The sequence below is a fragment of the Pseudolysinimonas sp. genome (genome assembly GCF_031389465.1).
Classification (GTDB): Bacteria; Actinomycetota; Actinomycetes; order Actinomycetales; family Microbacteriaceae; genus Pseudolysinimonas_A.
This window is the reverse complement of the sequence record NZ_JANMSQ010000302.1, coordinates 1-12,702: the sequence shown is the minus strand read 5'-3', so window position 1 is coordinate 12,702 and position 12,702 is coordinate 1. Positions and strand designations below refer to the sequence as shown.

Genomic DNA, 12,702 nt, shown 5'->3' with positions numbered 1-12,702 from the left:
GGCATCTTCAAGTCGGTCGCCGTCAAGGCCCCCGGCTTCGGTGACCGCCGCAAGGCGCAGCTCGCCGACATCGCCATCCTCACCGGCGGCGAGGTCATCAGCGAAGAGCTGGGCCTCAAGCTCGAGAACGCAACGCTCGAGCAGCTCGGCCAGGCGCGCAAGGTCATCGTCACCAAGGACGAGACCACGATCATCGAGGGTGCCGGCAACGCCGACCAGATCGCCGGTCGGGTCAAGCAGATCCGCCAGGAGATCGAGAACACCGACAGCGACTACGACCGCGAGAAGCTCCAGGAGCGCCTCGCGAAGCTCGCCGGCGGTGTTGCGGTCATCAAGGCTGGAGCCGCGACCGAGGTCGAGCTCAAGGAGCGCAAGCACCGCATCGAAGACGCCGTGCGTAACGCGAAGGCCGCCGTCGAAGAGGGCATCGTCGCCGGTGGTGGCGTCGCCCTCATCCAGGCCGGCAAGGCCGCGTTCGCCGGCAAGGCCGTCACGGGTTTGAAGGGTGACGAGGCGACGGGCGCGAACATCGTGCGCGTGGCCATCGACGCTCCGCTCAAGCAGATCGCGCTCAACTCGGGCCTCGAGCCCGGCGTTGTCGTCGATAAGGTGCGCAACCTCCCCGTCGGTCAGGGCCTCAACGCCGCGACCGGCGAGTACGTCGACATGCTCGCTGCGGGCATCAACGACCCGGTGAAGGTGACGCGTTCGGCGCTGCTCAACGCCGCGTCGATTGCCGCGCTGTTCCTCACGACCGAAGCGGTCGTGGCGGACAAGCCGGAGCGGCACCCGGCTCCGGCCGGCGACCCGTCGGGCGGGATGGATTTCTGACCCGCAGGTAGAGGCTTCCGCAGGAAGGCTCCACCGAAGGGTCAGGGTCGAGTAGCGCCGCCACAGGCGACGCGTATCGAAACCCCATCCAGCGCTCGTTCTACAGATCAGCGGGCGGCTCCCACAAGGAGCCGCCCGCTTCTGCGTGTATCGGCGGTCAACGAGCGAAGAGCCGGGCGTTCTGCAGTTCGATCTCGGCGTAGTGCTGGCCCGCCTGGGCGAGGCCGGCGTTGATCAGCTGCAGGCTCTCTTCGACCCGGCGCTGGGTCGCTGTCCAGTCGGCGACCACCGCTTGGAAGGCGGCTGCGGCTTGGCCGGTCCAGGAACTCTGGAGGTCGAGCAGTTGGGCGTGCAGCCCGCTTACGTCGGCCTGGATGCGGCCAGCAGCCGCCTGAACGGACGAGGTCGCCGCGGCGACCGCTTCGCTGTCGATCTGATATCTGGTCATGCCGCGACGCTAGGGACGCCGGGCACGCCCTCGAGAAGCCGTCGTGGGGGCTGGGGAGGCAGCGGGCGGTTCATCGCTGGGGAGGAGGGGGAGGCTGACCCGGAAGGTCGCGCCACCCCCAGGCGTCTCGACGACTTCGACGTGCCCCTCGTGGTTGGCGATGATGCCCGCAACAATCGCGAGACCAAGACCCGACCCGCCGGTGTCGCGCGTGCGAGAGGTGTCGGCGCGCCAGAAGCGCTGGAAGATCTTCTCCCGCAACTGCGGAGGGATGCCGGGGCCGTGGTCGACGATCGCGATGACGCCGTAGCGCGCGGTGCGGTCGACGTCGACGACGATTTCGATGGGCGAGTTGTCTTTCGTGAAGCGCAGCGCATTCCCCATGAGGTTCGTCACCACCTGGCGAACCTTGTTCTCTTCGGCGAACACGATGGGGCCGATCGGGGGCAGCGGTGCGGCGGCGGGCGCTGGGGCGGCCGCGTCGCGCGGCGGACGGCGCCGCCGCAGGCGGGCGAGGGTGGCGTCTGCGAACGCGAACGCACCCGCGCTGAACCCGGCACGGCGCGCGGCGGGCGCGACGCCGGCGACGGCGGCGTCAGCATCCACCACCGGTTCGACGGCGACCGAGGCGTCGCCAACTGCGGGCTCCGGCTCCTCGGGCACGACGACGGTGATGCGCCGCTCGGGTGCTGAGGCGGCGGCATCCAAAGCGGCGTCCTGGGCGATCGGCAGCAAGTCGACGGCGACCCGCTCGAGCGGCCGAGCTTCGTCGAGGCGGGCAAGTTCGAGCAGGTCTTCGACGAGGCCCCCCATGCGGATCGCTTCCCGCTCGATGCGGTCCATCGCTTGCGCGACGTCGTCTGGGGTCTGCAGCGCGCCCATCCGGTAGAGCTCCGCGTAACCGCGCAGCGAGACGAGCGGCGTTCGGAGTTCGTGGGAAGCGTCACCGACGAATCGGCGCATCTGGTCGACGGTGCGCGCTCGGTCGGCGAAGGCCCTGTCAATGCGCGCAAGCATCGTGTTGAGCGAACGGCTGAGGCGCCCGACCTCGGTGTTCGGGGTCGCCCCGCCGAGACGCTGACTGTAGTCGCCCGCCGCGAACCTCGCGGCGGTGCGTTCGACGTCCCGCAGCGGCAGGAACGCGCCCGTGACAAGCAGCTGGGTCGCCATCGCGCCGAGCACGACGACGGCGATCGCGAACAGAAGGAAGATCGCGGCGTACCGACCGAGCAGCGCGTTGGTGTCGCTCAGGTTGCGACCGATCACGAGCGTCGCCTGGTCGGAGCCGCTGCCCACGGCGTTCGGGAGCGCGACCACCCGCCACTCGACCGTCTTGCTCGCGTCGAGCAGGGTGATGTGCGCACCCTCGAGCGAGACGACCTTCGCGAGCGTGAGGTCGTCGAGCACGGGGCGGAAGTCGGCCTGATCGCCGGAGAGGTTGTCGGCGATCAGGTCACCGGATGCCGACACGGCCGCCGAGTAGCCGTCATATTCGCGTACGTCGCTCACCTCGAGGCCGGTCGGGAGGGCGACCTCTTGCAGGTTGATCGCCTCATCGACGCGTTCCACCAGGTAGGTGCGCAGCACGGTCATCGTGCCGGCCCCCGCGACGGTGAGCCCGAGGGTGAGCAGGAAGACGGTGACGCCGGTGACCTTGGCGCGCAGCGAGATGCCGTTCCACCAGCGGTCGAACGACGCGGAGACGGGATTCGCCACTGGCCGCGCCTCCCGGGGATCTGCGGCCACGGCCCTGGCGGGCCTAGGCCTTGGCGGTCTTGAGCATGTACCCGAACCCGCGTTTGGTCTGAATCATCGGCTCAGTCGAGTGCTGGTCGAGCTTACGTCGCAGGTAGGAGATGTAGCTCTCCACGATGCCCGCGTCACCGTTGAAGTCGTACTCCCAGACGTGGTCGAGGATCTGCGCCTTGCTGAGCACCCGGTTGGGGTTGAGCATCAGGTAGCGCAGCAGTTTGAACTCGGTCGGGGAGAGTTCGACCTGTTCAGACCCGACCGCGACTTCGTGCGTGTCCTGGTCCATCGTCAGCTCTCCGGCGCGGATGATCGCGTCTTCTTCGTCGTGCATCGTGCGGCGCAGGATCGCCTTCAGCCGCGCGACGATCTCGTCGAGCGAGAACGGCTTCGTGACGTAGTCGTCGCCGCCGACGGTGAGGCCGGTGATCTTGTCTTCGGTGTCGTCTTTCGCGGTGAGGAACAGGATGGGGGCCGTGTAGCCAGAGGCGCGCAGCCGCTTGGTGACCCCGAAGCCATTCATGTCGGGAAGCATGACGTCGAGGATGATGAGGTCGGGTTCCTCTTCGAGCACCGCCGAGATCGCCTGGGCGCCGTTGCCGACGGCCCGCACCGCGAAGCCGGCGAAGCGCAGGCTCGTGGTCAGCAGGTCGCGGATGTTCGGCTCGTCGTCGACGATCAGGATGCGGGGGCCGTCACTCATTCCCCTAGTTTCTGCGCGTTTGCTGGGTGAATCCTGGGAGTCGCCGCGTATGTGACGATCTCCTTACGCTCGGATCTGATCAAAGAACGCGACAACGTCGTCGGCCCACAGCTTCGGCTGCTCCCACGGGCCGAAGTGCCCGCCGCGCGGGAACTCGGTGAAGCGCTCGACGCGAAACCAACGTTCAGCTGTGGAGCGCGGCGCGGGCAGCAGGTCCCGGGGAAACTGGGCGACGGCCGTCGGCACCTCGACGCGCGCGGTTTCGAGCTCCGAGTGCGCGTTGTCGAAGTAGTAGTGCACGCTCGAGCCGGCGGTGCGGGTCACCCAGTAGATCGTCAGCACAGTGCACAGCTCGTCGAGCGAGTACACGTCGAGCGCGTCGCCGTCGCTCCACGCCTGGTACTTCTCGAGGAGCCACGCGCCAAGTGCGGCGGGGGAGTCCTCCAGCGCCACCGCGAGGGTCTGCGGCTTCGTGCGCTGCAGCCGCGCGTAGGCGCCCTCGGTCTGTTCCCAGGAGAGGAGGCGCGCCATCCATTCGCGGTCGTCGTCGGTAGCGTCCGCCGGGGCGAGCGCGCGCGGTCGGTGAAACGGGATGTCGCCGAGATGCAGTCCGAGCACGCGATCCGGATGCCGCAGAGTCAGCTGTTCCCCGATCGTCGAGCCGATGTCGCCGCCGTGCACTCCGAAGCGCTCGTGGCCGAGAGCGGTCATCAGCCCGGCGAGAAGGTCGCCGCTGCGCGCGGGGCCGGTGGGGTCGGTGGGCCGGTCGCTGAACCCATACCCGGGGATGCTCGGAATGATCAGCTCGAACCGATCGGCGAGCAGCGGGATGGCTTTCTCGAAGCGAAAGAACCCGTCGGGCCAGCCGTGGATGAGCAGCAGCGGAGTCGCACCCGGGGTGCCGGCCCGCACGGCGTGGATCGTCAGGCTGTCGACATCCACCCTCACGTGGTCGAGGGCGTTGAGCCGGGCCTCCGTCGCCCGCCAGTCGTACGGACCGGCCCAGTGTGCGAGCACGGTCTCAAGGGCGTCGCTCGACGTCCCGCGGTCCCAGCCGTGCTCGACCCGGGGCGGGCGACGAGTGCGGGCGAGGCGCACACGCAGGTCGTCGAGGTCGGCCTGCGGGATGTCGATCGTGAACGGGTGCACGTTCGACAAGTTACGCCGTCACGGGGAGCCGAAGAACCGGTGGCTCCTGGAGGGCGTGACGTTGCTGCCTCCCGACCCGGTCGGGCGGTCAGCGTCGATGCTGGCGCGGGCTACCGATGCCCAAGCTCGCGGCCACCGCAGAGTTGATCGCAGTCATCTGGATCTCCGTGCTCGGGTTCCTCACGACGGTCAGCCCCATCACCGACTTCGTCTTCTGCTTCCTGGTTTGACCGCTATAGGCGGGACCCGGGTCACGGTGATCGAGAACTCTAGTCGGCCGGAGCGTCGTACGAGATCGCCCCAACCTTGCCCCAGTTCACGATTACGCGACCGCCGCTGGCAAGCTCCTCGTGCGTGATGTAGCCGTCCTTGATCTTGGACGAGAAGTCGATCCAGACGACTCGCTGCGTGATCTCCCTCCCCTCGAAGAGCGAGGCACTGACGATCACCTCCACCGGTTCGCTTCCGAGCCAGAGCTTGACCTTGAGGGAATCGGACACAGAGGTTCCTTTCGAACGGGTGCCTCAACGTACACCGGGGCGCTCCGCGGCGGCGAGGGCGTTGGCGAAGGTACCTGGGGCGTCGCCACCGGGCGTTGCTCGGTTACGCCGCTGCGAGGCTGTGCGCGTCGAGGATCGTGTACGAGTAGCCCTGCTCGGCCAGGAACCGCTGCCGGTTCTGTGCGAAGTCCTGGTCGACGGTGTCGCGGGCGACGAGGGTGTAGAACGACGCCGGGATGCCGCTCTCCTTCGGGCGCAACAGCCGGCCGAGTCGCTGTGCCTCCTCTTGGCGTGACCCGAAGGACCCAGACACCTGGATGGCGACGGTCGCCTCGGGCAGGTCGATCGAGAAGTTGGCGACCTTGCTCACCACGAGCACCTTGAGCCGGCCCTCACGGAACTCCTCGTACAGCCGCTCGCGCTCGGCGATCGGCGTCGCGCCGGTGAGCGCGGGGGCGTTCAGCACCTCGGCGAGGGTGTCGATCTGGTCGAGGTACTGCCCGATGACGAGGATGCGCTCGCCGTCGTGCTTCGCGACGAGATCCTGCACGACCCGCAGCTTCGCCGGAGCCGTCGCGGCGAGCCGGTAGCGCTCGTCGTCGGCGCTCGCCGCGTATTCGAGTCGGTCGGACGGCGGCAGGTCGATGCGTACCTCGTAGCAGGCGGCGGGGGAGATGTAGCCCTGCGCTTCGATCTCTTTCCACGGGGCGTCGAAGCGTTTCGGGCCGATGAGGCTGAAGACATCCGACTCCCTTCCGTCTTCGCGCACCAGCGTCGCGGTGAGGCCGAGGCGGCGGCGCGCCTGAAGTTCCGCCGTGAGCTTGAACACTGGCGCGGGCAGCAGGTGCACCTCGTCGTAGATGATGAGGCCCCAGTCGAGGGCGTCGAGCAGCGCGAGGTGGGCGAACTCGCCTTTCCGCTTCGCGGTGAGGATCTGGTACGTCGCAATCGTGACCGGGCGGATCTCCTTTCGCTCGCCGGAGTACTCGCCGATCTCATCCTCTGTCAGTGACGTGCGCCGAAGCAGCTCGGTGCGCCACTGGCGCGCGCTCACCGTGTTGGTGACCAGGACGAGGGTCGTCGAGTCGGCTTCGGCCATCGCACCCGCACCGACGATCGTCTTGCCGGCGCCACAGGGCAGTACCACGACGCCCGACCCGCCCTCGAAGAAGTTGTCGATCGCCTTCTGCTGGTAGCCGCGCATCGCCCAGCCGTCCTCGACGAGGTCGATGTCATGCGGCGTGCCGGGGGTGTAGCCGGCGTGGTCTTCGGCTGGCCACCCGAGCTTCAGCAGCTCCTGCTTCACCTGCCCGCGCGCCCAGGGCTGCAGGGTCCAGACGGTCGACGTGAGGCGCACCCCGAGCAACGGGCCGACCTTGCTCGACCGGGTGATCTCGGCGAGCACCGCCGGATCGGTGGTCGTCAGGATGAGCGCGCCATCGGCATCCCGCTCGATCACCAGCCGCCCGTACCGCGACACCGTCTCGGTGACGTCGACGGCGACCGTCTGCGGCACCGGGAACTTGGCGAAGCGCTCAAGAGTGTCGAGCATCTGCTCCGCCGTGTGACCGGCAGCCCGCGCGTTCCAGAGGCCGAGGCGCGTGATGCGGTACGTGTGGACGTGCTCGGGCGCCCGCTCCAACTCCGCGAACACGGCCAATTCGTGCCGGGCGTCCTCGGCATCCGGGTGCGCGACTTCGAGCAAGACGGTGCGATCGCTTTGCACGATCAGGGGCCCGGACATAACTTCCGAGCTTACGTCCCCCGCGGGTTGAGTGCCGCCGGAGGCGGTGTATCGAAACCCACCGTTCGAGTTGCCCGGGGGCGGTTTCGATAAACCGGGCTGCGCCCGGCACTCAACCCGCGGGGAGCTCAGGGGGCGTCGGAGACGGAGACGATCGACGCGAGGGGGAGGGTGCGTTCGATGTCGGCACGGCGGTCGCGCGCGCGCAGGCGGCCTCCGGCGAGAGCGGCGGGTTCGAGCACGTAGTCCGCGAGCGAATCGTCGGGCAGGCGAACGGTGACGGTGACGGTGACCTTGCCCTTGATCGCGAGCTCAAGCTGGCGGGCGAGCCAGGCGCGGTCGGCTTCCTCGGGGGCGGCGTCGGCGCTGTGCCGTACCCGCGAGATGAGCAGCGCGGCGGTGTCGTCGCTGACCCCGCCACCCCCCGACGACGCGCGGCGTTCGGCGCGCATCGCGACGATCTCGCCCTCCGAGTCTTCGGCGACGACGGGATACCGCGCGTCGAGGAGGGCGGTGTAGAGCAGACCGACGTCGAACCGGGTGATGAGGCGATGGATGCCGGAGGCCTCAAGGCCGAGCGGGGTCAACGCCTGGTCGACGGCGAGTTGGCGCAGCAGGCCCGTGTCGTCGGAGCGCACGTAGGCCCCCGCGGCTTCCTCCAGGCGCCCCACTCGCAGCGTGCCGAACCGGGCCGCTGTGTCGGCGATGAGGTACTCGAGCGGCTGCGGGATGCCGGTCAGTGACAGCGCGGTGAGGAACGCCCGCAGGCCGTCTGCCGTCTCACCCGCGACGAATGCCCGGGTGAGGGAGACGGCGGTGATCCGGAACGAAGACGCGACGCCGCGGGCCTCGGCTTCCGCCAACCCGCGCAGCCGGGTTTCGAGGTCGACCCGCAGCGGGCCGGGGGCGATAACGGTGAGGTCGTGTTGCAGGTAGACCTGGTCGACTTCGGGCGGGAACGATTCGGCCATCGCTTCGGCGGCGGCCGCCGTGCCGTCGAGCAGCAGCCGGGAGCCCGCGGTGCTCGGGGCACCCGCGCCGGTGATGCCGAGCAGTTCGGCCTCCCGTGCCGCCGCCGCCGCACGCTCGCGGATCCACGCACCGCCGGCCGGGTAGAGCCAGGCGAGGTAGTCGAGGAGCCCGTCACCCCATACGGCGTGGGCGCGGGTGCGCAGCAACTCGCGCAGGTCGTCAGGCAGTCGGCTGAGCCAACCGTTGGCGAGCTCCGCCCAGCGGTCGACGCGGGATCCGGCGAGCCAAGCCGTGAGGTTCTGGGTCGGCACCCACTCGGTGCCGGAGAGCACGGTCAGCCCGGCGCGCGCCGCGATGTCGAGCAACAACTCGACTTCCGATGCGTCAACGCCGGCGATCCCGGCGAGGCGTCGGGCGTCGGGAAGGGCGAGCCCGCCACGAGTCAGTCGGCGGGCGGGGGCATCCCGCAACGCCAGCAGTGTTTCGGTGACCGCACCCAGGGTGCCGAACGCCCGGTCGCCAGCGCCTCGGTCGATGAAGCGCACATCGGTCTCGCTCACCGGCTCGAGCACGGCGGGTGGCGACGACGATTCGAGGTCGCGGCTCGCCGGCAGCCCGAAGGCCGGCCAGGCCCGCAACTGTTCGACGACCGCATCCCACGGCGCATACCGGCCCGACTCAGCGCCCAGCAGGCCAGCCTCGAGTGCGGTCGCGATGCGTTCCCGCACGTCGCCGATGGCGAGCTCGAGCCGCGCGCTGAGCTGGTCAGCCGTCGGGGCACCGGAGCTTTCGGCGAGCTCGCCCGCGACCGCGAGCAGCGCGAGAGTCCCGCGGTCGAGCCGCTCCAGGGCGGACTGCACCGAGGTGCGGTCGAGGAGCGCTTCGGCGAGGTCGAAGAAGTCGCGGATGCCGGAGTCGCGCACCCCGCGCTGGGTCACCAGGCGGGCGAGCGCGGCGTCATCGAGCGCGCGCAGCCGAGCCGCGAGCGCGAGAGCAGAGCCGCTGGCGGCCATCGTCGGCTTCGCTAGCTGCTGTCCCGGGCGAGCCGGCGGCGCCGCACGATGCTCACGATCGCGAAGACGATCATGAGCACGAACGCGATAATCAGCCCCACGAACGGCAGCACCGTGACGGTGAGCCAGAGACCCTCACGGGTGTTCACCCCGCTCAGGTTGGCGACGATCGTCGCGAGGATGGCGAGGATCGAGAGTCCTGCCGCGGACGCGATCATGTTCCGCAGGATGCGTTCGATACGATTGAGGGGCACCGGGGTGTCATTCGCCACGGTCCAAGGATAGAGGTCAGTCGCCATGCCCACCGGTCGGGTCAAGTTCTACGACGAGGACAAGGGATTCGGGTTCATCGCCTCAGACGATGGCACCGAGGTGTTCCTGCACGCCTCCGCGCTGCCGACGGGAGCCGTGGTCAAGCCGGGATCCCGGCTTGAGTTCGGCATCGCCGATGGCAAGAAGGGGGCGCAGGCCCTCTCGGTGCGCGTGCTCGAGACGCCGCCCACGATGGGTCAGCGCAACCGGCGCAGCGCCGACGACATGGCGATTGTCGTCGAAGATCTCGTGAAGCTTCTCGACGGGATCGGCGCGGGCTTGCGGCGCGGGCGTTACCCCGACGGCAACCACGGCGCGAAGATCGCGGCCGTGTTGCGTCGGGTCGCCGACGATCTCGACGCATGAGCAGCCAGGAAGACGTCGCGCGCGCGGCGCTGGCCGAGATCAGTCCTGCCGGCACCGTTGGCGCCCTGCTGGAGCACGACGCACTGGATGACGGCACCGCCACCCTGCGGTTCGCCTCGACCCTCTCGGGGTATCCGGGCTGGCACTGGTCGGTGAGTGTCGCCGAGACCCCGGGCGAAGAGCCGACGGTGATGGAGGCAGAGCTCATGCCCGGCGACGGCGCGCTGCTCGCGCCCGACTGGGTGCCGTGGGACGAGCGCCTCGAGGACTACCGCACCGCGCAGGCGTTGATCGCCGCAGAGAGTGTCGCCGACGTTGACGACGACGAAGACGACCTCGACTTGGACGACGAGCGGGAGGACGATGACGACCTCGGAGACGACCCCGACGATGGGATCGACTTCGAGTTCGACGACCTAGTCGGTGTGCCGCCGGGACGTGAAGACGAGCAGGACGAGGCCGAGGCCGAAGCCGACGACGACGGTCCAGAGCAACCAGACGAGGTCTGATTCCTGCAGCTGCGGCAGCAGGGCGAGCATCACGCCGAGGGCGACGATCCAGAGCACGAGGCCGACCAGCACGACCTTGCGGTCATCTGTCTTCACTGGCGCCGGGTCGGGCCGTCGTTCGGAGTCTTTGATGAAGAGGCGCACGGTCACCCGACCGGAACCGGAGCGTGCTCGAGCACCCAGTCGATCGATGCGATCAGGGCGCGCACGTCATCCGGTTCGATCGCCGTGAACGTCGCGACCCGCAGCTGGTTGCGGCCCAGCTTGCGGTAGGGCTCGGTGTCGACGATGCCGTTCTCGCGCAACGTCTTCGCGACCGCCGCGGCGTCGATGCTCTCGTCAAAGTCGATCGTCGCGACGACCTGCGAGCGGTCTGACGGGTTCGCGACGAACGGTGTCGCGAACGACGAGGCTTCGGCCCAGTCGTAGAGTGCGCCCGACGATTCCGTGGTGCGGGCGTCGGCCCAACTGAGGCCGCCGTTGCCGTTGATCCATTCGAGCTGGCTCTCCAGCAGCAGCAGCGTGGCAATCGCCGGGGTGTTGAGCGTCTGGTCGAGGCGGCTGTTGTCGACGGCGTTCTTGAGGCTCAGCACCTCGGGAATCCAGCGGTCGCTCGCGGCGATCCGCTCGATCCGCTCGATCGCTGCCGGCGTCACGTGGGCGAACCAGAGGCCGCCGTCGCTGGCCAGGTTCTTCTGCGGCGCGAAGTAGTAGACATCCGCTTCGGCCGCGTCGAAGAGCACGCCGCCTGCCGCGCTCGTGGCGTCGATGACCGTGAGCGCGCCCGGGTCGCCGTGCACGCGCGTGACCGGTGCCATGACACCCGTCGACGTCTCGTTGTGGGTCCAGGCGTAAAGGTCGATGCCCTCGAGCACCTCAACGTCGGCACGCTGACCGCCGGGGACCTGGATGACGTGGGGCTTCTCGAGGAACGGTGCGGCCGCGGCGGCGGCGAACTTCGCGCCGAACTCACCGAACGCGAGGTTCTCGCTGCGCTTTTCGATGAGCGAGAACGCAGCCATGTCCCAGAACGCCGTCGAACCCCCGTTGCCGAGCAGCACTTCGTAGCCGTCGGGGATCGCGAAGAGCTCGGCGAGCCCCGAGCGCACCCGCCCGACCAGGTTCTTCACCGGAGCTTGGCGGTGCGACGTGCCGAGCAGTGCAGCGTTTGCCCGCAGATGTTCGATCTGCTCGGGGCGCACCTTCGAAGGTCCGCAGCCGAACCGGCCATCCGACGGCAACAGGTCGCGGGGGATCTCAAGGCTCGGCATGGTCGGATTCTACCGGCGCGCCGAACTAGGCTGATCACCCTGGGAGGCCGCCACCGATGACCGATCTCGTCGACACGACGGAGATGTATCTCCGCACCATCTACGACCTCGAAGAAGAGGGCATCGTCCCGTTGCGCGCCCGCATCTCGGAGCGTCTCGGTCACTCGGGTCCCACTGTGTCGCAGACCATCGGGCGTATGGAGCGCGATGGTCTGGTGCGGGTCGAGGGCGACCGCCATCTCGAATTCACCCCCGAAGGCCGCAGTCGGGCACTGCACGTCATGCGCAAGCACCGGCTCGCCGAACGGCTGCTGCACGACGTCATCGGTCTCGACTGGACTCTCGTTCACGACGAGGCCTGTCGCTGGGAGCACGTCATGAGCGAGCAAGTCGAGCGGCGACTGCTCGAAGTGCTCGGCAACCCGACGGAGTCGCCGTACGGCAACCCGATCCCCGCACTCGAAGAGATCGGCGGGCCGGCATCCCGACCGTTTCTCGAGGGCGTCGTGAACATCGTCGAGCGCGTGCGTGGCGAGGAGGCGCCGGTCTCGGCGCAGCTGCGACGCCTCGGAGAGCCCGTGCAGTTCGAGCCCGAGCTGCTCGAGCAGCTGCGTTCTGCCGGGGTCGTACCGGGCGCACAGGCGACGATCTCGTCGGCGGGCGGCTACGTGCTGGTGCGGGTTGATGGCTTCGGCGAGGGGCTCGAATTGCCTCCCGAGGTCGCCGTGCACGTTTACGTCGCGAGCTGAGTTGCGGCCCCAGGCACGTCGCGTATAGTCAACGGGTCCTCTCGGCCACGCAAGCCGGTCGGAGGCCGCGTTGCAGGGCGCCTCACCTCCCATCCTCTGCCGCGCGACGTGACATACGACAAGGATGGGGCCGCTCGAGAGTGCGGTGCGGTGCAGGAGTCTCTCATTGTTCTCTAGCGCTACCCCCGCTCGCCTTTCCCCCAACCCGACCGAATCCGAGTCCCCGTCCACGTCTGGCTCGGCGTTCCGACGCCCGCGCCTGAGGGTGCTGCCGCTGCTCGTCATGGGCGTCGCCGTGCCGTCGATCTTCGCCACAGTCGCGCTACCCGCGTACGCGTACCGCTCAACCGATTCCGAGACCGCTGAGTTCAGCACCGCGCTGAGCG

14 protein-coding genes are annotated in these 12,702 nt (G+C 68.9%); 4 read left to right on the top strand and 10 right to left on the bottom strand.

The features are described 5' to 3' along the window. On the top strand, positions 1 to 831 hold an 831-nt coding region (gene groEL / locus RMO30_RS11765; protein ID WP_309713672.1), incomplete at its 5' end, for a chaperonin GroEL. 157 nt (positions 832 to 988) lie between these two features. On the opposite strand, the gene RMO30_RS11760 is transcribed toward groEL, so the two are convergent. The 8 genes from RMO30_RS11760 to RMO30_RS11725 form a co-directional block, all read right to left on the bottom strand. After that, positions 989 to 1,279 (bottom strand): WXG100 family type VII secretion target, encoded by a 291-nt coding sequence (locus RMO30_RS11760; RefSeq protein WP_309713670.1) that lies wholly within the window; start codon positions 1,277 to 1,279, stop codon positions 989 to 991. Positions 1,280 to 1,288: 9 nt separating this feature from the next. Further along, entirely contained in the window at positions 1,289 to 2,995 is a 1,707-nt protein-coding gene (locus RMO30_RS11755) for a HAMP domain-containing sensor histidine kinase (RefSeq protein WP_309713667.1), read from the bottom strand. 43 nt (positions 2,996 to 3,038) lie between these two features. Next, complete coding sequence (locus tag RMO30_RS11750; protein ID WP_309713664.1) at positions 3,039 to 3,731, bottom strand: response regulator transcription factor; 693 nt, start codon at positions 3,729 to 3,731, stop codon at positions 3,039 to 3,041. A gap of 63 nt (positions 3,732 to 3,794) precedes the next feature. Continuing rightward, positions 3,795 to 4,880, bottom strand: coding sequence for an epoxide hydrolase (locus RMO30_RS11745; RefSeq protein WP_309713661.1), 1,086 nt, complete (start codon positions 4,878 to 4,880; stop codon positions 3,795 to 3,797). A gap of 269 nt (positions 4,881 to 5,149) precedes the next feature. Then, on the bottom strand, positions 5,150 to 5,380 hold the full coding sequence (locus RMO30_RS11740) for a hypothetical protein (RefSeq protein WP_309713658.1): 231 nt from the start codon (positions 5,378 to 5,380) through the stop codon (positions 5,150 to 5,152). A gap of 103 nt (positions 5,381 to 5,483) precedes the next feature. Continuing rightward, a complete protein-coding gene (locus tag RMO30_RS11735) occupies positions 5,484 to 7,124 on the bottom strand; it encodes a DNA repair helicase XPB (RefSeq protein WP_309713655.1) in 1,641 nt (546 codons plus the stop codon). 128 nt (positions 7,125 to 7,252) lie between these two features. Next, entirely contained in the window at positions 7,253 to 9,109 is a 1,857-nt protein-coding gene (locus RMO30_RS11730; RefSeq protein ID WP_309713653.1) for a helicase-associated domain-containing protein, read from the bottom strand. Positions 9,110 to 9,120: 11 nt separating this feature from the next. Then, positions 9,121 to 9,381: a hypothetical protein gene (locus RMO30_RS11725; RefSeq protein WP_309713650.1), complete on the bottom strand. Its 261-nt coding sequence runs from the start codon at positions 9,379 to 9,381 to the stop codon at positions 9,121 to 9,123. A 25-nt stretch (positions 9,382 to 9,406) separates the two neighbouring features. Here RMO30_RS11725 and RMO30_RS11720 point away from each other — a divergent pair, with 25 nt between their 5' ends. Further along, positions 9,407 to 9,787 carry a cold shock domain-containing protein gene (locus tag RMO30_RS11720; RefSeq protein ID WP_309713647.1) on the top strand — a complete coding sequence of 127 codons (381 nt, stop codon included), beginning with the start codon at positions 9,407 to 9,409 and terminating at the stop codon, positions 9,785 to 9,787. Beyond that, positions 9,784 to 10,296, top strand: coding sequence for a DUF3027 domain-containing protein (locus tag RMO30_RS11715; protein ID WP_309713643.1), 513 nt, complete (start codon positions 9,784 to 9,786; stop codon positions 10,294 to 10,296). The genes RMO30_RS11720 and RMO30_RS11715 overlap by 4 nt, the downstream gene beginning before the upstream one ends. Here RMO30_RS11715 and RMO30_RS11710 read toward each other — a convergent pair. Both RMO30_RS11710 and serC read right to left on the bottom strand, forming a co-directional pair. Further along, positions 10,204 to 10,446, bottom strand: coding sequence for a DUF2530 domain-containing protein (locus RMO30_RS11710; RefSeq protein ID WP_309713640.1), 243 nt, complete (start codon positions 10,444 to 10,446; stop codon positions 10,204 to 10,206). The genes RMO30_RS11715 and RMO30_RS11710 overlap by 93 nt on opposite strands. Next, entirely contained in the window at positions 10,443 to 11,567 is a 1,125-nt protein-coding gene (serC, locus tag RMO30_RS11705) for a phosphoserine transaminase (RefSeq protein ID WP_309713637.1), read from the bottom strand. Before serC ends, RMO30_RS11710 begins: the two co-directional genes overlap by 4 nt. 56 nt (positions 11,568 to 11,623) lie before the next feature. Between serC and RMO30_RS11700 the strand changes: the two genes are divergently transcribed. Next, on the top strand, positions 11,624 to 12,316 hold the full coding sequence (locus RMO30_RS11700; RefSeq protein WP_309713634.1) for a metal-dependent transcriptional regulator: 693 nt from the start codon (positions 11,624 to 11,626) through the stop codon (positions 12,314 to 12,316). Positions 12,317 to 12,702 lie beyond the last annotated feature (386 nt).

Bases quoted from the DNA above. Each gene is read 5' to 3' on its own strand.
- RMO30_RS11700 (WP_309713634.1), top strand. From the start codon at position 11,624: ATGACCGATCTCGTCGACACGACGGAGATGTATCTCCGCACCATCTAC.
- serC (WP_309713637.1), bottom strand. From the start codon at position 11,567: ATGCCGAGCCTTGAGATCCCCCGCGACCTGTTGCCGTCGGATGGCCGG.
- RMO30_RS11750 (WP_309713664.1), bottom strand. From the start codon at position 3,731: ATGAGTGACGGCCCCCGCATCCTGATCGTCGACGACGAGCCGAACATC.
- RMO30_RS11730 (WP_309713653.1), bottom strand. From the start codon at position 9,109: ATGGCCGCCAGCGGCTCTGCTCTCGCGCTCGCGGCTCGGCTGCGCGCG.
- RMO30_RS11720 (WP_309713647.1), top strand. From the start codon at position 9,407: ATGCCCACCGGTCGGGTCAAGTTCTACGACGAGGACAAGGGATTCGGG.
- RMO30_RS11735 (WP_309713655.1), bottom strand. From the start codon at position 7,124: ATGTCCGGGCCCCTGATCGTGCAAAGCGATCGCACCGTCTTGCTCGAA.
- RMO30_RS11715 (WP_309713643.1), top strand. From the start codon at position 9,784: ATGAGCAGCCAGGAAGACGTCGCGCGCGCGGCGCTGGCCGAGATCAGT.
- RMO30_RS11760 (WP_309713670.1), bottom strand. From the start codon at position 1,279: ATGACCAGATATCAGATCGACAGCGAAGCGGTCGCCGCGGCGACCTCG.